Annotated in this window: 22 protein-coding genes; 11 read left to right on the plus strand and 11 right to left on the minus strand. The window is 72.8% G+C overall.

Features of this window, described 5'->3' with window-relative positions; genetic code table 11:
* Window positions 1–42 precede the first annotated feature (42 nt).
* The 4 genes from VGL85_RS07885 to VGL85_RS07900 are packed head-to-tail and all read left to right on the plus strand — an operon-like array spanning window position 43 to window position 2,424.
* Window positions 43–450, plus strand: a complete 408-nt coding sequence (locus VGL85_RS07885) for a glycine zipper 2TM domain-containing protein (RefSeq protein WP_331587786.1) — start codon at window positions 43–45, stop codon at window positions 448–450.
* A gap of 3 nt (window positions 451–453) precedes the next feature.
* On the plus strand, window positions 454–969 hold the full coding sequence (locus tag VGL85_RS07890) for a hypothetical protein (protein WP_331587788.1): 516 nt from the start codon (window positions 454–456) through the stop codon (window positions 967–969).
* Between the two features lie 50 nt (window positions 970–1,019).
* Window positions 1,020–1,217, plus strand: a complete 198-nt coding sequence (locus VGL85_RS07895; protein WP_331587791.1) for a hypothetical protein — start codon at window positions 1,020–1,022, stop codon at window positions 1,215–1,217.
* 1 nt (window position 1,218) lies between these two features.
* A complete protein-coding gene (locus tag VGL85_RS07900) occupies window positions 1,219–2,424 on the plus strand; it encodes an MFS transporter (protein WP_331587793.1) in 1,206 nt (401 codons plus the stop codon).
* On the opposite strand, the gene VGL85_RS07905 is transcribed toward VGL85_RS07900, so the two are convergent.
* The 4 genes from VGL85_RS07905 to VGL85_RS07920 are packed head-to-tail and all read right to left on the minus strand — an operon-like array spanning window position 2,421 to window position 7,514.
* The gene (locus tag VGL85_RS07905; RefSeq protein ID WP_331587795.1) at window positions 2,421–3,638 is read right to left on the minus strand and encodes a glycosyltransferase; all 1,218 of its coding nucleotides are present in this window, start codon (window positions 3,636–3,638) and stop codon (window positions 2,421–2,423) included. The genes VGL85_RS07900 and VGL85_RS07905 overlap by 4 nt on opposite strands.
* A gap of 7 nt (window positions 3,639–3,645) precedes the next feature.
* Window positions 3,646–5,877: a hypothetical protein gene (locus tag VGL85_RS07910; RefSeq protein WP_331587797.1), complete on the minus strand. Its 2,232-nt coding sequence runs from the start codon at window positions 5,875–5,877 to the stop codon at window positions 3,646–3,648.
* A gap of 43 nt (window positions 5,878–5,920) precedes the next feature.
* Window positions 5,921–6,664: an ABC transporter ATP-binding protein gene (locus VGL85_RS07915; RefSeq protein WP_331587799.1), complete on the minus strand. Its 744-nt coding sequence runs from the start codon at window positions 6,662–6,664 to the stop codon at window positions 5,921–5,923.
* Between the two features lie 13 nt (window positions 6,665–6,677).
* Entirely contained in the window at window positions 6,678–7,514 is an 837-nt protein-coding gene (locus VGL85_RS07920) for an ABC transporter permease (protein WP_331587801.1), read from the minus strand.
* Window positions 7,515–7,692: 178 nt separating this feature from the next.
* Here VGL85_RS07920 and VGL85_RS07925 point away from each other — a divergent pair, with 178 nt between their 5' ends.
* The gene (locus VGL85_RS07925; protein ID WP_331587803.1) at window positions 7,693–8,766 is read left to right on the plus strand and encodes a glycosyltransferase family 2 protein; all 1,074 of its coding nucleotides are present in this window, start codon (window positions 7,693–7,695) and stop codon (window positions 8,764–8,766) included.
* Window positions 8,763–9,146: a hypothetical protein gene (locus VGL85_RS07930; protein ID WP_331587805.1), complete on the plus strand. Its 384-nt coding sequence runs from the start codon at window positions 8,763–8,765 to the stop codon at window positions 9,144–9,146. The genes VGL85_RS07925 and VGL85_RS07930 overlap by 4 nt, the downstream gene beginning before the upstream one ends.
* Here VGL85_RS07930 and VGL85_RS07935 read toward each other — a convergent pair.
* Together VGL85_RS07935 and VGL85_RS07940 are read right to left on the minus strand one after the other, a co-directional pair.
* On the minus strand, window positions 9,115–9,873 hold the full coding sequence (locus tag VGL85_RS07935; RefSeq protein ID WP_331587808.1) for a hypothetical protein: 759 nt from the start codon (window positions 9,871–9,873) through the stop codon (window positions 9,115–9,117). The two genes, VGL85_RS07930 and VGL85_RS07935, sit on opposite strands and share 32 nt — an antisense overlap.
* Window positions 9,873–10,739: a GNAT family N-acetyltransferase gene (locus VGL85_RS07940; RefSeq protein WP_331587810.1), complete on the minus strand. Its 867-nt coding sequence runs from the start codon at window positions 10,737–10,739 to the stop codon at window positions 9,873–9,875. The genes VGL85_RS07935 and VGL85_RS07940 overlap by 1 nt, the downstream gene beginning before the upstream one ends.
* A 91-nt stretch (window positions 10,740–10,830) precedes the next feature.
* Between VGL85_RS07940 and VGL85_RS07945 the strand changes: the two genes are divergently transcribed.
* On the plus strand, window positions 10,831–12,366 hold the full coding sequence (locus tag VGL85_RS07945; RefSeq protein WP_331587812.1) for a hypothetical protein: 1,536 nt from the start codon (window positions 10,831–10,833) through the stop codon (window positions 12,364–12,366).
* Here VGL85_RS07945 and VGL85_RS07950 read toward each other — a convergent pair.
* A complete protein-coding gene (locus VGL85_RS07950) occupies window positions 12,255–13,052 on the minus strand; it encodes a class I SAM-dependent methyltransferase (protein ID WP_331587814.1) in 798 nt (265 codons plus the stop codon). The genes VGL85_RS07945 and VGL85_RS07950 overlap by 112 nt on opposite strands.
* Before the next feature lie 136 nt (window positions 13,053–13,188).
* On the opposite strand from VGL85_RS07950, the gene VGL85_RS07955 reads away from it, so the two are divergent.
* Window positions 13,189–14,577 carry a hypothetical protein gene (locus tag VGL85_RS07955; protein ID WP_331587816.1) on the plus strand — a complete coding sequence of 463 codons (1,389 nt, stop codon included), beginning with the start codon at window positions 13,189–13,191 and terminating at the stop codon, window positions 14,575–14,577.
* Here VGL85_RS07955 and VGL85_RS07960 read toward each other — a convergent pair.
* The 3 genes from VGL85_RS07960 to VGL85_RS07970 are packed head-to-tail and all read right to left on the minus strand — an operon-like array spanning window position 14,574 to window position 18,888.
* Window positions 14,574–15,719, minus strand: a complete 1,146-nt coding sequence (locus tag VGL85_RS07960) for a glycosyltransferase family 4 protein (RefSeq protein WP_331587818.1) — start codon at window positions 15,717–15,719, stop codon at window positions 14,574–14,576. The genes VGL85_RS07955 and VGL85_RS07960 overlap by 4 nt on opposite strands.
* The gene (locus VGL85_RS07965) at window positions 15,716–17,824 is read right to left on the minus strand and encodes a glycoside hydrolase family 99-like domain-containing protein (protein WP_331587820.1); all 2,109 of its coding nucleotides are present in this window, start codon (window positions 17,822–17,824) and stop codon (window positions 15,716–15,718) included. The genes VGL85_RS07960 and VGL85_RS07965 overlap by 4 nt, the downstream gene beginning before the upstream one ends.
* Window positions 17,825–17,835: 11 nt before the next feature.
* Window positions 17,836–18,888, minus strand: coding sequence for a hypothetical protein (locus tag VGL85_RS07970; protein ID WP_331587822.1), 1,053 nt, complete (start codon window positions 18,886–18,888; stop codon window positions 17,836–17,838).
* A 148-nt stretch (window positions 18,889–19,036) separates the two neighbouring features.
* Here VGL85_RS07970 and VGL85_RS07975 point away from each other — a divergent pair, with 148 nt between their 5' ends.
* The 3 genes from VGL85_RS07975 (at window position 19,037) to VGL85_RS07985 (ending at window position 23,354) form a co-directional block, all read left to right on the plus strand.
* Entirely contained in the window at window positions 19,037–21,019 is a 1,983-nt protein-coding gene (locus VGL85_RS07975; RefSeq protein WP_331587824.1) for a hypothetical protein, read from the plus strand.
* A complete protein-coding gene (locus VGL85_RS07980; protein ID WP_331587826.1) occupies window positions 21,016–22,050 on the plus strand; it encodes a hypothetical protein in 1,035 nt (344 codons plus the stop codon). The genes VGL85_RS07975 and VGL85_RS07980 overlap by 4 nt, the downstream gene beginning before the upstream one ends.
* A gap of 62 nt (window positions 22,051–22,112) precedes the next feature.
* The gene (locus VGL85_RS07985; protein ID WP_331587828.1) at window positions 22,113–23,354 is read left to right on the plus strand and encodes a hypothetical protein; all 1,242 of its coding nucleotides are present in this window, start codon (window positions 22,113–22,115) and stop codon (window positions 23,352–23,354) included.
* Here the strand turns inward: VGL85_RS07985 and VGL85_RS07990 are convergent.
* Window positions 23,351–24,142 (minus strand): DUF6270 domain-containing protein, encoded by a 792-nt coding sequence (locus VGL85_RS07990; protein WP_331587830.1) that lies wholly within the window; start codon window positions 24,140–24,142, stop codon window positions 23,351–23,353. The two genes, VGL85_RS07985 and VGL85_RS07990, sit on opposite strands and share 4 nt — an antisense overlap.
* Window positions 24,143–24,188 lie beyond the last annotated feature (46 nt).

The raw sequence follows: 24,188 nt of genomic DNA on the forward strand, positions 1-24,188 counted from the left end.
TCTTGCGGCCTGGCCTGATTGGCAAGACCGAGGAGAGATCCCATGCGCCGGACCCTGATCGTCACCGGCCTCGTCGCCGCCCTGGCGGCGCCGTCGCTCGCGCCCGCGACGGCGCAGGCCTCGAGCTGCGAACAACGCTCGCATGACCACAAGGTGGTGGGCACCCTGCTGGGCGCCGTCGCCGGCGGCTTCCTGGGCAATGCGGTTGGCCGTGGCGGCGGCCGCCTCGGCGGCACGATCATCGGCGCCGGGGCCGGCGCGGTGGTGGGCAACAACTTGGCCCGGACCAACTGCGACCATCGCCGCGCCTACTACCGCAGCCGCCCGGCGGCGAGCCCTGGCTACGCCCCGGCCGCCTATTCGGGCAGCGGGCGCTGCCGCACCGAGACGCGGTCCTTCTATGACGCCCACGGCCAGCTGGTCTATGCGCCCACCCAGGTGTGCGACTAGGCCATGGCCGGCCTGAAGCGGCTTCTGAAGCCCCAGGCGCTGGCGGTCGCGTTCGCGGCCGCCGGCCTCGTCGCCTGCAATGACGCCTCGTCCGGCATGGCCGCCGACGGCGCGGTCTGCCAGCCGTTTCCGAAGACGTCTGCCCAGACAGGGACCGGAACCAGCGCCGCCACCCCGCCGCCGCCCGTCGTCGCCGGCGATCCCGCCGCGGCCCTGGACGACTGCCTGCATCGATGGGGCTATGCGCTCGCCCATTCCAGCGATGACGCCCCGCCGGTGGCCAATGCCGTGCTGGCCGCCTGTGGCCCCAGCCTGTCACGCTGGAATCAGGCCGCGCTGGTCAGCACCCCGGCCGCCGCGCCCGCGCCCAGCCTGATCACCGGCCAGCCGACCACCCCGCTCAGCGAGCACTTCGTGTTCGCCCAGAGCCGGGCGCTGTTCTACGTCGTGCAGGCCCGCGCCGGGAAGTGCGCCGCCCCGCCGATGAAGGACGGCGTGCCGACCGGGATCGCCAACTAAGCCGCCGCAAGCCGGTCGCCGCGACCGTCCCGCCGCGCTAGGCTCGCGCCATGGACGCGCGGGCTCTGGTGGACGTGGCGATCGACGAGGACCCGCGGGCGCCGTGCCTCTGGGTGCCCGCCGAGCTGTGGCCGCAGTTCCTCAGCGCCGTCGAACGGCGGCCGAACCTGATCGGGGCGGTGATCTACCGCAACAAGACCGTCCGCGAGGGCGCGCCCTTCACCGACATCACCACCCGCCGGTACTGAGGTGGCGCAGCGGGACGGTGAGCGGCGCGACGCCTGGGTCCTCACCGCCGCGCGCGGCCTGCGGGGCTTCGGCGACGGGCTCTGCTCCCTGTTGCTGCCGGTCTACCTCACCGGCCTGGGCTTCAGCGCCTTCCGGGTGGGCGTGCTGACCACCGCCATGCTGCTGGGCTCGGCGGCGCTGACGCTGGCGGTGGGCCTGATGGGCTTCCGCGCGCCGGCCAGGCGGCTGCTGCTCTTCGCCTGCATTCTGATGGCGGCGACAGGGGTCGGCTTTTCCCAGGCGCACGCCTTCTGGCCGCTGATGGTCGTGGGGTTCGTGGGCACGCTGAACCCGTCGAACGGCGACGTCAGCGTCTTCCTGCCGCTGGAACAGGCCCTGCTCGCCCAGGCCGGACCGGCCGGCCGGCGCACCGAGCGGTTCGCCCGCTACAACCTGGCCGGCGCGGCGCTGGGCGCGCTGGGCGCGCTCAGCCTCGGCCTGATGGCGCCGCTCCGGGCCGCCACCGGCCTCTCCCAGACGGCGCTGACCGAGGGCGCCTTCCTGCTCTATGGCGCGCTCAGCCTGGTTTCCGCTGTCCTCTACCGCAGCCTGCCCGCCACGCCGGTTTCGGCGGACGCGCATGCGCCGCTCGGACCTTCGAAGGGCCGGGTGTTCGGACTGGCCGCCCTCTTCAGCCTCGACTCCTTCGGCAGCGGCTTCATGGTCAATTCGCTGCTGGCCCTCTGGCTCTTCCGCCGCTTCGGCCTGTCGCTGGGCATGGCTGGGCAGTTCTTCTTCTGGACGGGCCTCTTGACCGCCGCCTCCCAGCTCGCCGCGCCCTGGCTCGCCCGGCGGATCGGCCTCATCCGCACCATGGTCTTCACCCACCTGCCGGCCAACCTCTGCGCCGTCGCCGTGGCCTTCGCGCCCAACGCCGGCGTGGCCTTCGTGCTGCTGGTGATCCGCGCCTTCCTGTCGAGCATGGATTCGCCGGCCCGCAGCTCCTACGTCATGGCCATCGTGACGCCCGCCGAACGCACCGCCGCGGCCGGGGTCACCAATGTCCCGCGCAGCCTGGCCTCGGCGCTCAGCCCGGCGCTGGCGGGGCTGATCTTCTCCATGAGCGCATTCGCCTGGCCGCTGGTGATCGGCGGGGGCCTGAAGGCCGCCTACGACCTGATCCTGCTCTGGCGGTTCCAGGCGGTCCGGCCACCGGAAGAGGCCTAGGCGCGCTTCAGCCGCTCAGCCGAGGCGCGCACGGATTCGGGCAAGGTCGCGAACCAGGCCTGCGGCGACAGGCGCTCGGCGACCCGGGCGCGGCCGGCCTCGGCCAGGCGGCGGCCCAGGCCCTGCTCGGTGCGCAGCCGGAAAAGCGCCTCCGCGGCGGCGGCGGCGTCCGGCTCGGCCCAGCTCTGGCCGCGATAGACCCCTTGCGGATCGGCGACCGGCGTCGGCGTCGACGGGACCAGCAGGGCGCAGCCTTCGTCCAGGAAATCCAGCACCCCCGACCAGCCGGTGGCCACCACCGGCGTCCCTAGCGCCAGGGCCTCGGCGGGCGTCAGGCCGAAGCCCTCGGCGCGGTGCAGCGAGACCAGCACGTCTGCGCCGGCGATCAGGCTCTGCACCTGGGCGTAGGGCCAGACCTCGTCGACGACGCGGACATTGGCCGGCGCGGCGGCCCGCAGCGCCGCGAGCTCGGCCGGGAACAGGCCGCCGTTCTGGGTCTTGAGCGTCAGCTCGCAGTCCGGGTCGCCTTCGAAGGCGCGCGCCCAGGCGGCGATCGCGCCCTGCGGGTTCTTCCGGGCCAGGGACGAGTTGAAGTCGAACACCGCGACCCCCTGGAAGGCCGCGCGGCGCGGCGCGGGCGCGACGGCGGCATAGTCCTGCAGGAACAGCGGATGCGGCGCCACCCGCACCGGCGAAGCCGCGCCGGCCAGGGCGGCGGCGGTGTAGCGGCTGGGCGCCCAGACCTCGTCGACCAGCGCCGCATCGGCGCGCCAGCGGGCCGGCGCGCGCGGTAGCTCCCAAGCCCAGTAGGCGTAGCGCGGCCCGATGAGCTGCTTTGGCCCCAGGCAGGCCAGGGCCGCCAGCATCTCCGGCGGGTTCAGGTGGAAGATCCAGGCGCTGGCTCGGACGGGCTCGGCCAGCCGCCCGGACCAGTCCAGCTTGGCGTCGGTGACGTCCACCCGCTCCACCGGCACGCCCAAGGCTTCGAAGGCGCGGGCCGCCAGGCGGGCGGAGGCGGCGATCCCGTGGCTGCCCTGGAAATAGCCCACGACCTTGATGGGCCCCTGGGGCGCGTCAGCCCCGTGCGGCGCCCGCGCGGCGGCGCGGACATAGGCCTGCAGGGCGGTGTTCAGGGCGGGCGCGGCCAGCTTGCGCACCGGCTCCGGCAGGGCCGAGCGCCAGAAGCCCCGCGCGGCCGTGACTAAGCCGGGCATCGGGCGCTCATGCGGCGACCGCGGCCTGGGTCTTCACCGGCCGGAACAGGCCGGCGGCCGCGCCGGGCGCCCAGACCTCGTCCACGAAGCCGAGACCGATGGTCCGCGGGCCGAGGGCGGCGGCGGTCTCCGCGTCCCAGGCGCCGACCGCGCGGCTCCAGCGCACGCCGCGGGCATGTAGTGCGACAGCGTCGGCGGGCAGGAAGTCGGGGTGGGTGAGGAAGCGGACCAGGTCGGCCTGGGCGGGCGCCGCGGCGGGACCCGAGGGCCCCAGGAAACGCCCGGCGCCGGCCTCATAGACCAGCCGGTCGGCGGCGGCCTCGCGGGCCAGTTCCGCGCCCTCGACGACCCACAGCTCGGCGACGCGGCTGGCGGTCTGCGCGCGCGCCGCCGGCTGGCGCTGGCGCACGGTCAGGCGGGCGAGCTGCATCTGCGGGTGCAGGCGCACGGCGGCGGGCAGGGCGTCGAACTCCACGCCGTATTCGGCCAAGCCCCCGCCCACCAGCCAGCGCAGGTATTTGAACCGCTCGGCGGCGCTGCGCAGCGGGAACAGCCGTTGCAGGTCGACGCGGCTCTCCCAGATCTCCAGGAACAGGGCGATGAACGGCGCGGGCTGGTTGGCCGCGGCCGCGAGGTGCGGCGCGCGCAGGGCCTCGGTCAGGGTCTGCGGCCAGCCGGCGCGCGCGGCGACGCCGAAGCCGGCGGAGAGCCGCCGCCTCAGGTCATTGGCCCCCGGCTCGGCCAGGCGCGCGGCGGCCAGCAGCGGGGCCGGGTCGCGCGCCAAGGCCGCGATCACCTCGGCGGGCAGCAGGTCCGGCGCGAAACGGCCGGCGGCGGCCTCGGCCCCCAGGCACCAGGCGATCAGCCCCGGCGCGTCGCCGGCGAACTTGGCGCGCAGGTCGCCGCGCGCGGCCAACAGCGCCTTGGCGGCGCGCGGCAGGCCGTCGGCGCAGGGCTCGCGCAGCCAGTCGAGCGCCCCCGACGCCGGGCCGGTCCAGGGCGTCTCCGTCCCCCAGATCGCGGCGTCGGGCTCCCGCGCGCCGGCGCGCCAGGCGGCCAGCAGGGCCTCGGCCGCCGAGCCGGCGGGGGCGTCGGCCCCCAGCGTCGCGGCGTGCTCGGCGAAGAAGGCGTGGAAGCCCAGGCGGCCCGCCTCGTGGTCGATCTGGAAGCCGGTGGGGATGTCGCGCCAGACCTGGGCCATGGTCCGCGTCAGGTCCGGCAGGCCGGCCGCGGAGGTCTCCGGATCCGGCGCGTCGGCCCAGGCCTCGACGGCGTCGGTGAGGCCGGCGGAGAAGTCGTGGCCCTCGCGCGCGGCGCGCAGGGCGCGACGGCGCGCGGCTCCTGTCACCAGCCGCCCGGAGGGGAAGCGCAGGTGGGCGTAGGGAATGGCGCGGCTGGTCTCGTGGCCGTTCCGCAGCATGGCCGCGGCGTAGTCGGCGAGCAGCGCCGCCAGCGGAGAACCCCGGACCACGCGCACCCGGTCCTGGTGCTTCGACAGCACGTCGGGCCGGGCCGGGTCGAAGCCGGAATAGTGGAAGAAGACCAGCGGCTGGCCGTCCACTGTCCAGCCGTCCGCGCCCTTGGCCAGGGTTCGGCCCTCCAGGTTCCAGTAGGCGAGGTTGAGGCCGGGGTCGCGCAGCACCGCCAGGCTGTCCACGAAGCCCGGCGCCAGGTCCATCCAGCGCTGGTCGGTGAACAGGCCGTCCTTCAGCGCCACGCGGCAATCGAATTCGCAGCGGTCGGCCCACCAGGCCATCAGCTCGACGGTCCTGGGCTCGGCGCGGGCGGCGCAGAAGCCCAGGTTGAACGAGCCCGAGCGCAGGATCGCGTGGTCGTTGGGCATGGCCGCGCCCAGCATCGGCCGGGTCAAGTGCGGGGTCAGCGCCAGCTGCGCTTCCGCCAAGCCCCGGCGCACGGGATCCAGCGGCCGGAAGGCGACAATGTCCGGGTCGAGGTAGGTGGCCGACTTGCCGGAGCCGTCCGACAGCAGCGCCTTGAAGACGTAGGGCTTGACCGCGGTGTTCAGCTCGAGCGCGTCATAGTAGACGCTCATGGCGTCGTAGGCCGGGCAGAAGTCCCGGGCGTCGACCACCTCGGCCGCGCGCTCGAGCTGCGGGATCGGGCCGTCGGTGGCCACCACGATGCGGCGCGCCTTCGGCTCCTGGACCGCCAGGCTCTCCATCAGCGTCGCGGCCTGGGCCGCGTAGTTGCGGGAGACGATGGTGAAGATGACGTCCAAGGGAATTCCTGCGCGCGCGTCTTAAGACCTACCAGCGCCGGCGCTAGGCGGCCATCAGCTCGTCGAGCTTCTTGATGTCGGTGACCGGCGAGGCGACGCCGCTCTCCATGCGCATGACCTTGTTGCAGTAGAGCCTGAGCAGCTCCACGTCGTGGCTGGCCAGCACCAGGATGCCGGCCCGCTCCACCAGTTTCAGCAGGCGCCTGTGGGCGAGCTTCTGGAAGTCGGCGTCGCCCACCGCGATCCATTCGTCCATCAGCAGCACGTCGGCCTCGACCGCCGTGGCCGCGGCGAAGGCGAGCCTGGCCTGCATGCCGGCCGAATAGGTCTTCACCGGCATGGCCAGGAAGGGGCCGAGGCCGGAGAATTCGGCGATCTCGTCCAGCCGCTCGTCCACCTCCTTGGTGGACAGGCCGGCGATGCGGCCGCGCAGGCGGATGTTGTCGAACCCCGTCGCCGTGGGGTCGATGCCGAGGTTGAGGTCCAGCAGGGCGGCGATGTGGCCGTTGACCTCGATGGAGCCGTCGTCGGGCTCATAGGCGCCGGAAAGCGCGCGCAGCAGGGTGGTCTTGCCCGAGCCGTTGTGGCCGATCAGCCCCAGGCGGTCGCCGGCCTTCAGCTCCAGGCTCAGGTTGGAGATGGCGGTCACCTCGGTCGAGCCGTGGTGCGAGCCCAGCCGCCCGCCGACCGCGATCTTGGCCAGGTGCTTCTTCAGCGACTTGGCGTCCACCCCGTAGACGGGGAAGCGCAGGCTGAGGTTCCGGCAGGAGATGGAGACGCCGGTCATGAGGAAAAGGGGCTCATAGGTAGTGCACGATCCGGCGGCGGGTGTTGGAGAACAGGGCGAACACGAGGCCCCAGCCGATCAGGGCCATCACCGCCAGCACCAGATAGGTGTGCGGCGCCACCGCCTTGCTCAGCAACGGCAGGCGGACCGCCTCCAGTAGGTGGTAGAAGGGGTTCAGGTCGAGGATCCAGTGGTAGCGCGCCGGGACCCGGTCCGGCGGCCAGTAGACCGGCGTCATGATCGCCGCCGCCTGGGTGACCGAGGCCACCGCCTGGGGGATGTCACGGAAACGGGCGGAGATGATCGCCACCAGCATCGAGACCCAGGCCACGTTGATCACCAGGAACAGGAAGCCCAGCGCCGCGCCCAGGTAGTTGGCCCCGGCCCAGAGCCCGCCCCAGACCAGGACGGCGGCCACGATCACCACGTGGTGGCCCAGGTTGATCAGGTTCCGCAGCACCGTGCGCCAGACGAAGGTGAACATCGGCAGGCTGGTCTGCGACAGCATGCCGGCCGCCTGGACGAAGGTCTCGCAACCCTCGTTGATGGTGGTGGTGACGAAGCCGAAGAACACGATGCCCACCGCCACTAAGGGTATGAATTCATGCACGGGCACCCGGAAGAGGCCGCCCCACAGCACCCCGATCCCCAGGATCATGAAGCCCATGGAGAGCGTGATCCACAGCGGGCCCAGCAGCGAGCCGCGATAGCGCGAGACCACGTCGTGCCAGGCCAGCGAGCGCGCCAGGTCGATCCGCTCCAGGGACGCGAGCAGGTCCCGGAGCGCCATCCGGGCCTCGAACAGCGGCCCGCGCCGTCCGGTCCGCAGCATGTGGGTGGCGGTGTCCATGGTTCCCGGCCTGATTCCCGCTTTACCGGGTGCTCCCGACGAAGGCGCGCTCGTAACAGGCAAGCCTAAGGCGGCGCAAGGATGGCGCCGAGACGTCTTTCGCCCAACCCGCCTCGCCAGCACGTCTTTTGCCGCCTCGTCTTTTGCCAGTCTTGGCGCTTCCGTGTTAGCCGGGCGCATGGCGTCGATCGACAAGACCGCGCGCAGGGGGGCGGTCCCGGAGGGGCGGCGGCGCAGGCCAGGGGAGGCGGACCCCTCGCTGGAGGCGGCCGGCGTCTGGCTGGTGATCCCCTGCTACAACGTCAAGGCGCACATCCTGGACGTGATCGCCAAGGCGCCGGCCTGGGTCGAGGGGATCGTCTGCGTCGACGACGCCTGCCCGGAAGGCTCCGGCGCCTTCGTCGAGGCCAACGCCAGGGACCCCCGTGTGGTGGTGGTCAAGCTCCTGCAGAACCAGGGCGTCGGCGGCGCGACCATGGCCGGCTACCGCGAGGCCATCGCGCGCGGCGGCCAGGTGCTGGTCAAGGTGGACGGCGACGACCAGATGGACCTGGGCTACATGCCCCACCTGGTGGCCCCGATCCTGCTGGGCGAAGCGGACTACGCCAAGGGTAACCGCTTCACCTCCATCAGCCACCTGGCGGAGATGCCGCCGGTCCGGGTGTTCGGCAACGCGGCCCTGTCGTTCGCGGCCAAGCTGTCCACCGGCTACTGGAACATCTTCGATCCCACCAACGGCTACACCGCCATCGAGGCCCAGGTGGCGAAGATGGCGATCGCCAAGCGGGTGTCGCGGCGGTTCTTCTTCGAGACCGACCTGCTCTACCACCTGGGCACGCTGCGGGCCGTGGTGCGCGACGTACCCATGCCGGCGCGTTACGCGGGCGAGGTCTCCAACCTGCGGATCGGGGCGATCATCGGGCCCTTCGCCTTCAAGCACCTGACCAACTTCCTGCAGCGGATGCTGGGCCAGTACTTCGTGCGCGACTTCAACGCCGCGAGCCTGGAGCTGGTGTTCGGGGTGTTCTCGATCCTGTTCGGGGTGGGCTACGCGGCCCACTACGTCTCGACCGACCACCACGGCCACGCCGCTTCGGCCGGCGTGGTCATGGCCGCGGCCCTGCCGATCATGCTGGGCGCGCAGCTCCTGATGCAGGCGCTGAACTTCGACGTGCTGAACCCGCCCACGCGCCCGATCCACCCCTATCTGCGCACCATCGCGCGGATGGAAGCCGAGGAGGTCGCTCTGTGAGCAGCGCCATGAGCTGGAAGGACATGCTGCTCTGCGCCGGCTTCTCGCTGGCGCTGCCGGTCGGCCAGACCCTGTTCAAGTTCGCCGCCGTGACCAATGCGCGCCTGTCCGGACCGCTGCCGATCCGGCTGATCAGCAACCTGCCGCTGCTGGGCGCCTTCGCCTGGTATGGCCTGACCGCCCTGTTCTGGTTCTACATCCTGACCCGCGTGCCGCTGAGCCTGGCCTACGCCTTCTCCATCGTCGGCTCCGGCCTGGTGCCGCTGGTGGCGTGGCTGGTGTTCAAGGAGCCGCTCGATTGGCGCTTCGCCCTGGGCTACGTGCTGATGCTGGCGGGCTTCACGGTGATCATGCAGGGCCAGGGCGTGAAGATCGGCTGAGGAAGCCGTCGGCCGCGGCGCGGACCTCCGCGTAGGGAACCTTGAACATCCGCTCGTAGAGCAGCACGCCGTCGTGCGGGCGTCCGCGCACCCGGGCGGGATCCAGCCGTTGCTGGCCGAAGCCGTAGCGGCGGTAGGTCCAGAACATCGCGGGCCACAGGCCCAGCCACGCCCGCTCGCGCCAGAAGAAGCGCACGGCCAGCATCCACCGGGCCATCTCCCGGCCCGGCAGGACCCAGAGCGTGCGGGGGCCATTCTCCGGAAGGGCGCGGCCGCCATGGAAGAACGGGGCCGGCAGGCCCTTGCCGTTGTAGAGCGAGATCATCTCGACCGGCGCGCCGCCGCAGGCCGCGGCGACTTCCGACGCCAGGAGGCAGCACATGTCGTGATCCATGTGGCCGCCCTCCCACGCCGGGCAGACGACGGCCTCGACTGTCACGCCGGCCAAGGCGGCCTGGATGGCGGCGTAGGCGGCGGGAAGCGCCCGGTGGACCGCCCCGTCCATCGCGCCGGTCCCGCGGCCGACGTGGACCGCGCGCGCCGGGTCGATCCCCAGCCAGCCGAGCAGCGCCCGGGTCTCGCCCAGGCGGCGGCTCCGCCTCGCGTCCGCGGCATAGTCGGCCACATAGAGGAACAGCTGATCTTCGCCGTTGGCGCGCGCCTGGTCGATCAACGGCAGGCCGCAATATTCGTCGTCGAAATGGGCGAGGATCCAGACGCGCGTCATCAGTAGGGATCGAAGTCGAGGAAGTTGATCGCCACGGCGTCGCGGCTGAGCGCGCCGGGCGCGCCCTCGCCCAGCGCCCGCCAGATCAGGTTGAGCGGCGAGGGCCGCAGGCTTTCCGGAATGGCCATGAAGCCGTGGCGGGTCAGCGCGGCGCGCGGCTCCAGGCCCAGGAACAGGGTGGCGGCCAGCGGCGCGCCGCGGCCCACCGTCTCGCCCAGGTCCAGGGCCGCGGCCTCGCCCGGCAGGAAGGCCGCGCACTTGACGAATGGCAGCTGGGTCCTGGCCCAGACCCCGACCAGCTGGCCGTAGTGGGCGGCGAGGTAGCGGCCGTCGGGATTGGCCAGGCGCCAGCGCAGCAACTCCGAGCGCCAGGCGCCCTGGTACTGGACGGCGGCGTCGGAGAACCGGCGCGGCAGGGTCGCCAGGATCCCGGCCTCCAGCCGGCCGACGTCCTGGAAGCCCAGCTTGCGCAGGAAGCCCGGCGTCGAATTGGCGTTGGCCACCCCGATCACGAAGCCGTAGCCCGCCGCCGCTCCCGCCGCATAGGCCGCTTCCGCCAGCCTGGTGAACAGCCCGCGCCCCTGGTAGTCCGGATGGGTGGCGGTGTTCATCGACAACAGGCCGCGCACCACCCGGCCGTCGATCCGCGCCTCCAGCGGGCAGGTCACATAGTGGGCGGCCAGCCGCTCGCCGTCCCAGGCGTCGGCGCCCACCACCTGGCCGGCCGGGTTGTCGCGATAGCGCCAGGCGATGGCCGCCTCGTTGAACTTGCCGGTGGCGAAGCTCGCGTTCAGCAGGCTCTCGTAAGACCGAAGCTGGGCGGGCGAAGTCCCAGCCGGGCGGATGTCGAGCGCCTCGGCAGTCATGGGCGCGATTCCACCACGAATGGCCGGCCGGGCCAAGCGGCGGCGTCTTTTGGGCTTCTCATCGCCTGGCGCGCACCGTACCTAGCCACCCATGGGGGAAGCCGAAGGCCGCAGGGCGAAGCGGAAATTCGCGTTCGACGCCGGGCGGGTGCTGGGCGTCGAGGTCAGCGCGCGCCAGGCCTTCCGCGCGGTGCTGGCCGTGGGCCTCCTGGTCATGCTGGGGGCCAACCTGCCCGGCCACCTCAGCTACGATTCGGTCGCCCAGCTCTACGAGGGCCATTTCCATATCCGCGAGACCTGGGGCCCGGCGCTCTACGCCTGGGTGCTGGGTTTCTTCGACGGCTTCATCCCGGGGACCTCGCTCTATGTGACGGTGAGCGGGGCGCTGTTCTTCGGCAGCCTGGCGGCGCTGGGGAACCTGCGGCCGAAGGTGAGCTGGTGGGCGCCGGTCATGGCGGCGCTGGCGGCGCTGACGCCCCAGCTCCTCGTCTACCAGGGCATCGTCTGGAAGGACGTGATGTTCGCCAACTGCGCGGTGGCCGGCTTCGTCCTGATCGCCCACGCGGCACGGGTCTGGGACCGGCCTTGGCGGCGCTGGGCCTTGCTGATCGCGGCCCTGGTGCTGATGGCGGCGGGCGACCAGGTGCGCCAGAACGGCCTGATCGCCGGCGCTTTCGCCGCGCTCGCCCTGGGCGTCATCGCCGCCGGCGCCAATCCCGGAGTCGCCAATCCCGGAGTCGCCAATCCCGGGCGCGGCAGCCTCCGGCGCGGCGCGGTCTGGGCGCTGGGCGCCCTGGTGGCGGTGGTGCTGGTCGGCCAGGCCGAGACGGTGCTGTCCGAGCCGCCCAAGGCGCCGAAGGAGACCGCGCTCGCCACCGGCATCCGCATCGTCCAGACCTACGACATCCTGGGCGCCGTCGCGCTCGATCCCCACTACCGCACCGACGTCCTCGACGTCGCCAACTACCCCGCCAACGTGATCCTGCATCAACGCGCCAAGCTCGACTATTCCGGCCGTCGCGTGGACTTCCTCGATCGCGACCTGGCGATCCAGGACGCGATGAACGACATCACCGACGCGGCCTTCAACGAACAGTGGCTCGACCTGGTCCTGAAGCATCCGGCGCTCTATCTCCGCATCCGCTGGGAGGACTTCCGCTGGCTGGTCGCCCCGCCGGTGATCGACTGGTGCCTGCCGATCTACGTCGGCGTCGACGCGCCGGGCGACAAGATGGCCCCGCTGGGGCTCGCCCATCGCTACGTCCAGTCCGACGTGATGCTGGCCAACTATTCGAGCTGGTTCCTCGACACGCCGGTCTATTCGCACCTGTTCTATACGGCGATCTGCCTGGTGCTGGCGGGGCTGTTGCTGTGGCGACGACAGCCGGGCGACCTTATCCTGGCGGCGCTGCAGCTGGCCGGGGTGGCCTTCGCGGCGAGCTTCTTCATCATCTCGATCGCCTGTGACTATCGCTATCTCTACTTCACCGACCTGGCGGCGATCGCCGGCCTGATCTACGCCGCGGTCGACCCGCCGCTGCCCTGGCGCAGGACATCCTGGCCGAAGCGCGCCTCCCAGGCGGCGGCGACGTCCAGCCGCGGCCGGCGGGCGCAGAGGAACCGGTAGAGCGACAGCTGCCGGCCGAGGCCGAAGCTCTTCACCTGCACCTCCGCGAACAGGGCGCGGACCAGGGTCTCGACCTCATGGGCGTCGTTGACGTGCTCGTGGGCCATCAGCAGGCCGTAGTCGAGGCCGTGACGCAGGCGGAACTCCAGGCCGGTGGTCAGGCTCCAGCCCAGCCGCCAGAGCAGGCCGCCTTCGCTGGGGATGGCGGCGCGCAGGGTCCCGTCCGGGGTCAGCAGGCGCGCGGCCCGGGCCAGGACGAAGGGCAGGTCGCAGATGTGCTCCAGCGACGCGACGCTGGTGACCCGTTCGTAGCGGCGGTCGGCCGGGATCTGGCGGATGTCGCCGAAGGCGTCGCGCACGCCGCCGATCAGGGGCGAGCCGGCGAACAGTTCGCCGAACGGCTCGACGATGTCGTACAGGCCGCCGCCGGGCTCGTAGGCGAGTTGGTTCAGCGTGCCGGCCCCCAGCTCCAGCGTCGGCGGCGGGCGGACAGCCCCCTTCACGTCGACCGCCACCTGGTGGTGCAGCCAGCGCTCCAGCCGCTGCGACAGCGAGGCGGCCGGCGTCTCGCCGCCACGGTTTTCCAGGTACTGGCGGGTGTAGATCGCCGCCAGCTTCGGCGGCAGCGCCGGGCGCGTCTTGGGGAATCGGGCGAGCAAGGCCGCAAGGTCGCGCGCGCCGCTCATCCCAGAAATCCCTCCGTCCGCTTCGAGCCGCGAGGCTTAGCAAGCCGTGGGGTCCGGCCCTAGGGCTTTTGCCGCTTCCCATCGCACGGGCGGGCTTCTACTCAGGGCCTTTGCAGGAGCAAGCGGGGTTCGACGGTTGAGCGAGGCGATCCAGCCCACATCCCAAGCCAAGGCGGGCGCCGTCTTCCGCTGGGTGATGTTCGCCGGCCTGCTGCTCAGCCTGGCGGCCAACGTCCCGGGCCAGCTCTCGGTCGATTCGGTCGTGGCGCTCACCGAAGCGCGCACCGGGGTTCGCCAGACCTGGGCGCCGGCCGCCGCCTCCTGGCTGCTGAAGCCCTTCGACCACCTGGTGGCGGGGACTGGGCTCTACATCACCGCCTCGGCGGCGCTGCTGTTCCTCAGCCTGATGTCGCTGGCGCGGCTGCGGCCGCGGTCGCGGTGGTGGGCGCCGGTCCTGGGCGTCGCCCTGATCCTCACCCCGCAACTGCTGATCTACCAGGGCATCGTCTGGCGCGACGTGCTGTTCGCGAACCTCGCCATCGCCGGCTTCGTGATGATCGCCCACGCCGCCCAGGGCTGGCGCGACGGGCGGCGCTGGCTGCCGGTGACCGGCGCGGTCGTCTGCCTGGCCCTGGCGACGATCACCCGCCAGAACGGCGCGGTGCTGGCCGTGGCCGCCGCCGGGGTGCTGGCCTGGACGGCCTATTGTCGCGCAGACGGGCGCGGCGACTGGCGCGCCGCCGCCGCCTGGGGCCTGGGCGCGCTCGCCGCCATCGGCCTGCTGGCGTTCGGCCTCAACCGCGCGGCCCAGCCGCCGGAGGTCCCGGCCAAGCTGCGGCTGAATTCCGCGGCCCTGATCCTGGAGCACTACGACGTCGTCGGCGCCAAGGTCCGCTCGCCGCGGCTTAGGTTCAAGGAGATCGCCAAGGCCGACCCGGCCGCCGCCGCCCTGCTGGAGGATCAGGCCGCCGGCGTCTATTCCGCCCAGCGGGTCGACACGCTCGACGCCAACGACGCCTACCGCCGCACCCTGTGGCACGTGCCGGACGCGGCGATGAACGCCCAGTGGCGGCGGATCATCCTGCACTATCCGGCGGCCTACCTGCGCCACCGGCTTGGCGTGTTCCACTGGACCTTCCTGACGCCGGACCTGCAGCGCTGCCTGCCGGTCACCGTGGGCGTCACCGGCCCGGCCGGGATGCTGCAGGACCTCGACATGCTGACCGGCGTCGATCCGCAGGACGTCGGCGTGGCCAAGTACGCGCGGGCCTTCTACGACACGCCGGTCTTCTCGCACCTGACCTGGGCGATCGTGGCGGCGGCGATGATCGGCTGGCTGCTGCGCCGCCGTGATCCGGCGGACTGGGCGATGATCGGGCTGATGGGCGGGGCGCTGGTGTTCACCGCCAGCTTCTTCGTGATCTCGGTCGCCTGCGACTACCGCTACCTCTACCTGCTGGACGTCGCGGCCATGACCGGGGCGCTCTATGTGGCCCTCGATCCGCCGAGGTGGCGCAAGGCCTAGGCCCGGATTCCGTTCATCCCGGCGAAGGCCGGGATCGCCTGCAAGCGGGCCAGCGCCCGTCGCCCGACGGCCTCCACGGAATAGTGCTCGGCGATGAAGGCGCGGCCGCGCGCGCCCATGGCCCGGGCCTCGGCGGGATCATCCAAGAGCTGTTCCATGAGCCGCGAGGCGTGCTCGGCCGAGGCCTCGGCCCAGACCTGGCCCTCGCCGTGCGGATAGGCGCCGTCCGCCACCGGGACCAGTTCGTGATCCACCAGAAGGCCGGTTCCCGGGACCATGAAGTCGAGGTTGCCCGACCAACCGGTGGCGATGGCCGGGCGGCCCATGGCCATGGCCTCGGCCATGCCGCGCCCGAAGCCCTCGGACCGGTGCAGGGAGACGAAGACGTCGCCGCAGCGGACCAGGTTCTTGATCTCATTGTCCGACAGGTCGCCGCAGATCGCCTGGGCGCGGCCGCCCAGCGCGGCCAGCCGGTCCTCCAGCGCCGCCTGGGCGTCCTCGGTGTCGTGCCCCCCGCGCGACTTGATCAGGCAGAACAGGTCCGCCTGCGGCCGGCGCGCGACCAGCCGCTCGAAGGCCTCGAGCACGGCCTGCGGGTTCTTGCGCTCGGCGAAGGAGGCGAAGTCGAAGAAGAACACCGCCACGAAGGCGTCCTCCGGGATGGCGAAATGCCGCCGGCCCAGGAAGCACGACAGCTTGAGGTCCACCGGCAGGGGCATGTGCTGGACAGGCTTGCCGAGCGCGTCCTGCAGCGCCTGCTGCACGAAGGTGGAGGGCGCCCAGACCTCGTCGAAACGGGCCAGCACCCTGGCCCACTCCGCCGGATAGCGGGCCAGCTCCCAGGCGGGATAGGCGATGTTGTAGCCGCGGGCGAAAGCGGCCTCGCCGAACTGGTCGATCACCCGGCCGGCCTCGTCGCCATTGACCCCGAACAGGTTGACGCCCTCGCCCAGGGTGGTGACCAGGTGCGGGGCGAAGTCGCGCTCGAGGTCGGGGTCGTAGGCCCGGTTGGCGGCGGCGGCGGCGTCCAGCAGGCGCGGCGTCACGCCCTGGCTCGCGAAGGCGCGGAACATCGAGCGCGCGTGCTCGGCCATGCCGGTCGGCTGGAAGGGATAGCCGACGATGGTGAGCTCGGCGCTCACGCAGACGCCTTGGGCGCCAGCAGGTCGGCGTCGGCGGCGTTGGCCACCGCCTCCAGCCAGCCGTGGCCGAAGCGCCGGTCAGGGCTGATCGCCGCGCCTGTCTCCCAGTCGTTCCAGGCGTGGACTAAAACCAGCCGCCGGTCGGCCGGACGGCCGCGCGCCGCCTCGCTCGCGGCTTCCAGCCAGGCCTGCAGCGCGCCGGGGCTCGCGCCCTGCCAGACGGCCGGTGCGTCCTGCGAGCGCGGCGTGGTGTCGTGGGCGGCGACCACCAAGGGAAAGGCGTCCTCGGCCAGCGGCTCGGCCAGGCGTTCGGCGACCAGCCTCAGGTGGTCGTGGACCAGGCCGCGGAAGCCCGGGTTGATCACCGCGCCCGGCGGGCCCTCGGGCGGGCGGGCGGTCTCCAGGTCGGGCAGGCGGGCGTCGAAACCCGCGGCCGGCGCGCCGCCGCGCTGGACCAGGAACAGCGCGCCCGCCTTGCGCCAGGCGGCCACGTCGGCCTCCGCCGGCAACACCAGGATGGGCCGGCCATCGACGCGCAGCGCCTGAGGCCTGGCCAGGGCCGCCAGCACCGCCTTGGCCCCCGCCGCGCCGGTCCAGGCGAGGCAGAAGGCGAAGTCCTGGGCGGTCACGGCCTGAAGCTGCGCGGCGCTCGCGGCCTCGTGGCAGAAGCCGGCCAGGCCATAGCGCCGGGCCAGCGCGATGTCGCGCGCCAGGGCGGCCGGATCGGCCGGGTCGGCGAAGCCATCGCTCGGCAGGCGCGGCTGCAGGTGGCCGCGGTAGCTGGGCAGGGCGGCCGCGACGGCGGCCCAGTCGGGCGCAGCGGCGCGGCGGAACGCCACCACCTGGACCGGCGCGGCCCGGCCCGGCTTGCGTCCGGCCGGCCGCAGGGCCTCGTAGGCGGCGTTGTCATAGGCCGCCGGGTCCGGATCGGCGGCGCGGCGCAGTTCGGCGAACAGGGCCTCGGCGGAGATCGCAGCGCCGGCCGCCACGCCCGGGGCTGGGCGCTCGCTGCGGGTCCGCGCCCAGTGCTCCAGGCCCGAGACGCCGGTCTCCGCCGCCGCCGGATGGGCCGCGAAATAGGCCGCTTCGTCGAAGTCGGGCGCCGGCCACAGGCCCTCGAAGGCGCCGATCGTCAGATAGTGCTGCAGCGGGTTGGCGTAGGCCTGCGGCCGGTCGCCGGCCTGCTCCAGGTAGTGGTTCGGCTGGAAGTGCGGGCTGGGGCTCCGCCGCGCCCGGGCGCCGCCGGCCAGGTAGTCGATCAACGCGATCCCGCGGGCCGATCCATAGCGCTGGCGGCGATAGTGGGCGGTGTCGAACAGCGGATGCGGGTCGAGGCCCTCGGCGGCGCCGGCGGTGACATAGTGCGTGAGCGGCGCGACCCCGGCCGCCGCGGCCTGCGGATAGCGGTCCAGGTACCAGCTCCCGGCGAACAGCGGATGCGGCTCCAGCCCCTCGCGCCAGCCGGCGCGCAGATAGTGGATCAGCGGGTTCTCGCCGGTTTCCGCCAGCTCGTCCGACTGGCCGACATAGTGGCGGGTGTCGAATAGCGGGTGCGGCTGGGCGCCCTTGGCCGCGCCCTCGAACAGGAAGTGCTCTAGCCCGGTCAGCCGGCGCGCCGCCATCTCCGCCCCATGGCGAGCGCGGTAGGCGGGGCCGTCGAACAGCGGGTGCGGGCTCAGGTTGTGACTGTCGCCCACTACCAGGTAGTGGGCCAGCGGCGGCCAGCGGCTGCCGGCCAGCGCCGGGGCGGTTTCCAGGTACCAGCTCTGGTCGAAAAGGGCGGCGGGCTGGGCGGCGGGGTCGGGGCCGGCGGCCACATAGGCGGCCAGCGGCATGGTCGGGCCGGGCGTCGAGCCCAGGGCGACCTCCAGGCCGTCCTCCCAGAGTCCGGAGGCCCTGAGCAGCAGCACCCGGCCGGGCGTCTTGGCGCGGGCGAACAGCCTGGCGAGCCCCGGCGAAAGCCGGCGCGCCTCGCGGCCGCCATAGCGGGCGCGGGCGGCGGCCTGGAACCGCTTCCAGCGATTCTCGCCCAGCCGGATCTCTTCGTCGCGCAGGGCGCGGCGGCGGGCCAGGATCGCGGCGGGATCGGAGGCGTTCGCGGGCACGCCGGTCGGGCTCAGCCTTCGGCCAGGATGGCGTCGAGGCGGACGGCGGCCTCGGCCGCCTCGGCGGCGTCGCGGCGCAGGGCCTCGATCTCGGCCTCCAGCCCCTTGGCGCGCTTCTGCTCGAAGGCCAGCCGCTGGCGCAGGTCCAGCAGTTCGGCGCGGGCCGCGTCGAGGTCGCGGGTGGCCGGCGAGACCAGGGCGCCGATGTCGGCGGCGCGCCGGGCCAGTTCGCGGGCGGCCTTGTCCAGGGCGGCGGGCGGCGGCGGCTTGCCGGCCGCGGCGGCTTCGAACCAGGCCAGCACCTGGGCGGCGAGCGCGCCGGCCCAGCCCAGCGCGGCCAGGTCGCCCTGGGCCTCGTTGTGGCGCAGCTCCGCCGTCAGGAACCGGCCGATCGCCGCGCCGGCCTCCGGCGTCAGGTTCGGCAGCGGCGCGCCGTGGGCGGCCTCGATCGCCTTCACTTCCTTGCGCCAGTCGGAAAGCAGGCCGTCGAAGCTGACAAAGGCGCGCGGCAGGTCGCGGGTGTAGGCCTCGGCGGCCAGCATGTAGGCGGTCCAGACCAGCACCGACTTCTCGGCCGGGAAGCCGTTGCGGCGCGACAGCGAGCCGGCCACCGCCAGTGGATGGCGCACAGCGATCACGCAGCGCGCGGCGACATCGAGGTCGGCCAGCACCTGGCGCCAGAAAGGCATCAGCACCGTGATCCGCGGATCCTTCAGCAGCGGGTGCTGCGCCTCGCCATACTCCTCCTCGAACAGGCCCAGCGCCCGGTTCAGCCACTGGCGCTCCGGCTTGGCGGCCAGCGGGCGATAGGGAAAGGCGAAGATGTCGTCCCAGGCCGTGTCGCCGGCCCGCAGGCGCCCGTCGTTCAGCAGGGCGATCTTCCACGGCTCGAAATAGCCCTTGGCGTTGTGCTCGTCGCCGCCCATCAGGTTCTGCGGCAAGTCGCAGCCGCCCAGCGCCAGCACCTGGGTCACCGCCGAGGTGCCCGAGCGGTGCATGCCGAGCACGAGATAGGCCGTGCGGCCGGTTTCGGATCGGGCGGAGCTGGCCTTGGCGCGGGGCATGGACGGGTCGAAGGGCCTTTCGCAGACGTCCTGGCTCTAAGGGCGCGGGCAGGGGCCCGCAAGGCCCCCGTTCAACCAAGGGGGCCGGTTGATCGCTGCCCCCTTCTGTTGCACAGAGCCGTTGCTCTCGCACAGGAATTCGCGCCGCATGGCCGCCTCGGCCCCCGTTCTGACCCTGGCCCGAGCCGACCCGTCCGAGGTGCGCGCGGTCATCGCCACCGCCCTCGACGGCGACTTCTACCGCACGCTGAACGTCGACCTGCCCGGCGGCCTCGACATCGTCCGCCACTACGCGGAGAGCGGCTGGCGCGAGGGCCGCGACCCCGCGCCCTGGTTCTGCACCGCCGCCTACGCCGCAGCCTATCCGGAGCTGGTGAAGGCCGGCTGGAACCCCTTCCACCACTACCTGACCCGGGGCCGCTACGAGGGGCGCGAGGTCGCCCGCTCGCCCCATGCCGACGACTACCTGCTGCGCCGCGCCCGGCGCGGCGAGGCGCCGGCCTGGAGCTTTGGGGCGCTGGTCGGCGGCGGCCAGACCGGCGAGGCGGTCGCCGACGAGACGGAGACCCGGATGCGCGAACGGCGGCTGACCCAGCCGGAGTTCGACACGGCCTTCTACCTCGCGGCCAACCCGGACGTGGCGAAGGGCGGCTCCGACCCGCTGGATCACTTCCTCTCCACCGGCTGGCGCGAGGGGCGCGACCCCAGCGCGACCTTCTCGGTGAAGGACTACCTGGAGAGCTATCCGGACATCGCCGCCGCCGAGGTGAACCCCTTCGTCCACTTCCTGAGCGCCGGCCGCGCCGAGGGGCGCAGCGGCAAGACCGACCTCGGCTTCCGCTATGACATCCTGAAGGCTCTGGTCCCGCCGGACGCACGGGTGGCGGCGGTGATCCGGGCCTCCGCGCGCCTGAAGCTCGGCGCGGGCGCGCAGCTCGCCAAGGGCCTGGCCGCGGCGCGGACCGGCCTTTCCGACCTGCACATCACCTTCAGCCACGACGACTACGTCGCCAACACCGGGGGCGTTCAGCTCTGCCTGCAGCGCGAGGACGCGCGGATCGCCGCCCTGGGGCGCGACCACCTGCACCTGTTCCCGGCCAAGCCCTGGCCGGTGGTGCGGACCAAGGCCGACGTCGGCCAGCTCGGCGTGCTGCTGAACGGCAAGGCGCTGGGGGCCTATGCGCCGAAGACCGTCGCCCAGGCGCTGGGCAAGGCGGCGGGCGCCGTGAAGCCGGGCAAGCGCAGCTTCGCGATCCACAGCCTGCTGGGCCACGCGGCCGGCGAGACCGCCGACATCCTGGCCGCCGCGGGCCTTTCGGCCGGCTACTTCTGGCTGCACGACTTCGCCAGCCTCTGCGCCGGCTTCCACCTGATGCGCAACGACGTGGAGGACTGCGCCGCCCCGCCGGCCGACAGCCAGGCCTGCGGGGTCTGCGTCTACGGCCCCTGGCGCGCGCGGCACGAGGCCGAGCACGCGCGCCTGTTCGAGCGCCTGTCGCTGACGGTGGTGAGCCCGGCGCGCCCGACCCTGGACCTCTGGGCGGCGCGCTCGGCCTATCCGGCGGCGGCTACGGTGGTGCTGCCGCACGCCCGCCTGGTCCCCAAGGGCGCGGCGTTCGTCCCGCCGGCCGAGCGGCCGCTGCGCGTCGCCTTCGCCGGCATGCCGGCCGCGCACAAGGGCTGGGAGATCTTCCACGCCCTGGCCGAGGCGCACGCCACCGACCCGCGCTACCACTTCCTGCACCTGGGCGGCCGCGCGCCGGCCGGCTCGAAGATCGAGTTCCACAAGGTGACGGTCACCGAGGCCAGCCCGCTGGCCATGCGCGACGCACTGATCAGGCACGAGGCCGACCTGGTGGTGATGTGGCCGCTGTGCCGCGAGACCTTCTCCTTCGCGGCCTATGAGGCGGTGGCGGCGGGCGCGGCGGTGGTCACCGGGCCGGACAGCGGCAACATCGCCGCCTTCGTCGCCGATGGCGGTCACGGGCAGGTGCTGGCGGACGAGGCGGCGCTTTCGCGCGCCTTCGCCAGCGGCGAGATCGCTGAGCTGTCGCGCGCGGCGCGCAAGCCCCAGGTCTACGACCTCGCCTTCAGCGGCCTCACGGTGGACCTGCTGGAGGGTGTGGGATGAAGGTCCTCTGCTATTCCAGCTTCACCTTCTCCTACCTGAACCGCGCGCGCGTGCTGTTCCAGACCCTGCGCCGCTTCCATCCGGACTGGGCGCTGGTCGCCCTGATCACCGACCGGCCGCCGGCCGGCCTGCGCTTCGACCCGGAAACCGAGCCCTTCGACCGGGTGGTGTGGGCCGAGGACCTGGGCATTCCCGAATTCCCGGCCTGGCTGTTCAAGCACGACATCGTCGAGGTCTGCACGGCGGTGAAGGGGCCCTTCATCCACCAGGCCTGCGAAGGGACGTTCGGCGACGCCGACGTGGTGATCTACCTCGATCCGGACACCGCCCTGTTCTCCAAGCTCGATCCGCTGCTGGGCTGGCTGGAAGACCACGACATCCTGCTCACCCCGCACCTGATCGACCCGAACGACACCGCGGACGCCATCGCCGACAACGACCTGTCGGCCTCGCGCACCGGCATCTTCAACCTGGGCTTCGTGGCGATCCGCACCACCGGCGAGGGCGCCCGGTTCGCCAGGTGGTGGAACGATCGGCTGCTCGACTGGTGCTACGACGACATGCCCTCGGGCCTGTTCGTCGACCAGCGCTGGTGCGACCACGTCCCGGCCCTGTTCGACAAGGTCAAGGTGGTCCGCGACCCCGGCTACAATGTCGCCAGCTGGAACCTCTCGACCCGCAAGCTTTCCGTCCAGAAGGACGGCGCGATCCTGGTGAACGGCGCTCCCTTGCGCTTCTGGCACTTCACCAAGCTCGGCCCCATGGGCGACGCCATGACCAAGAAGTACGGGGCCGAGAACTTCCCGGTCTACGAGGTCTGGGGCTGGTACAAGCGCCAGGTGGCGGCCGCCAGCGAGCCCTCGATCCCCGAGCGCTGGTGGGCCTATGGGACCTATTCCGACGGCCTGCCGATCGAGAAGGCGCACCGGGTGCTCTATCGCCAGCGCGCCGACCTGCAGTCCGGCTTCCCCAATCCCTTCCAGGCGGGCGAGGGTGGCTATAGCCAGTGGCTGGAGCGCGAAGGGCTTTAGCGGCGCGGCGGCTTGACAGACCCCTGCTTGACAGGGGGGAGCCCGCACCCGAGACAACCGCCATGGCCAAGTCCGCCACGCCCTCTGCCGAATCCGCCGTGGCGGCGCGCGGCCCCGATATCGCGCGCAAGGCGCAGGCTGTGGCGCGCAAGGTCGCGGGCCTGCGGGCCGACCTGGCCTCCGCCCACGAGCTGACCCACCAGGCCCAGGTGCGCGAGGCCCTGGCGCGCACCGAACTCACCCTGGCGCTGGGCGCGGCGATGAAGGCCCGCGCCGAGGCGGAGGCGGCCCTGCGCCAAGCCGCCGGGCGCCGCTATCTCGACCAGGCGCGCGCCCAGCCCCTGCGCCGCCGCGACCGCCTCACCCGCGGCCTCGAAAAGCTGCTGATGCGCCTGGGTCCGACGGGACAGGCGCGGGTCATCGCCGACGCCGGTGTCTGGCGTGGAAACGACATGGCGGCCATGCAGGCTTATGTGAGGCGCCGCGCCGATCCCCTGGCCCAGCCGGCGGCGCTTTTCGATCAGGCCTGGTACCTGGCGACCTATCCCGAGGCGGCCGCGTCCGGCCTCGCGCCGCTGGCGCACTATCTGGCCTATGGCGCGCCGGCCGGCCTCAGCCCTCATCCGCTGGTCCTGCCGGCCTACTACCAGCAGCGCAACGCCGCCGAGCTCGGCGGCGCCCTGGTCTCGCCGCTGGAGCACTTCGTGAAGGTCGGCGCCGCCCAGGGCCGCAACCCGCACCCGGCGTTCGATGTGCTGTATTACGCCGCCCAGCAGCCGGACCTCGCCGCGGGCGAGGATCCGGCGTCGCACTACGTCCGCAAAGGCTGGCGCGACGGGCTTTCGCCGCATCCCCTGTTCGACCCGGCCTGGTATCGCCGCCAGGCGCCGCGCGAGGACGCCGAGGTCCCGCCGCTGGTCCACTACCTGGCCCAGGGCTGGCGCATGGGGCTGTCGCCGCACCCCCTGTTCGACGCCCGCTGGTACCTGGAGCAGAACCCGGACGTGGTCGAGGCCGGGACCGAGCCGCTGACCCACTTCCTGACCGGCGGCGCCGCCGAGGGCCGCGCGCCCAGCCCCTGGTTCGACACCGCCCATCACATCGCCGCCCGCGGCGAGGCCCTCGACCCGGCGATCAACCCGCTGACCGACTATCTGCAGGGCGGCGCCTGGGCGGTGACCGAGGCGCGGCCGGGCTTCCCCACCGCCGCCTACCTGGCCCAGAGCCCGGAGCTGGTGGCGCAGGGCATGACGCCGCTGGAGCATTGGGCGCGCCAGGCCGCCCGCGCCCAGCCTGGCGCCTAGGCGGCCGCCCGCGGCCGCACGCCCAGGGCCTCCAACTGGCCCCAGACCGCCTCGTAGTAGGCCGGCACATAGTGGAAGGGGCTGAGGCCCCACAGGTGGTTGTCGTCGGCCAGGCGATGGGACGGCGCGGCGATCCGGTCCATCGGCGGCATCAGGGCGGTGAACGCCGCCTCATAGCGGGCGAGCAGGGCGTTGTGGGCGGCGATATCGGCGGGCCGGCCGGGCAGGAGCTCCATGCGGTCCAGGGCCGCGATGCGCCCGCCGGCCGTGCGCCGCCGCTCGGCCCAGCGGGCCGCGTGCAGGATCAGGCGCGCCTCGCCGAGCGGGGTCGCCCGCACGAAGGCGGCCATCCGCCCGGCCGCCTCCAGCCACAGCCGCTCGCAGGCCGCCGAGAGCCTGGGGACCGCCCGCGCGCCCTTGAACGCAGCCTGGCGCCGGTAGCCGCTGGCCTCCAGCTCCCAGCTGTCGGTGACCAGGGTCGCCCCGGCCGAGAGCAGGTCGAACCGCTCGTCGATGAAGTCGAAGATCAGGTGGGTGGGGCGAAAGGCCACAAGCGCGGCCAGCGCGGTCTTCTGCAGGTCGGCCAGGACCGCCCGGTGCGGTTGGGGGCGCAGGGTCGCCGGCGGCCGGGCGGCCGGGCGGAAGGCGGGCAGAGGTGTGGCAAAAAGGCTCGGCAGGCTGGTGCGCGAGACGTAGAGCAGTTCCGCGACCGGCTCTGTGTCGCCTGCGCCACGGAACCGCCACAGATCGCGGCTTATGCAGCTGCCCACTATGGCGACCCGTGTCATCCCAACTCCCGGCCAGGGCGGTGCAAACCTGCCTCAGGTCGCGGTT

Source organism: Phenylobacterium sp. (assembly GCF_036501465.1).
Taxonomy (GTDB): domain Bacteria; phylum Pseudomonadota; class Alphaproteobacteria; order Caulobacterales; family Caulobacteraceae; genus Phenylobacterium.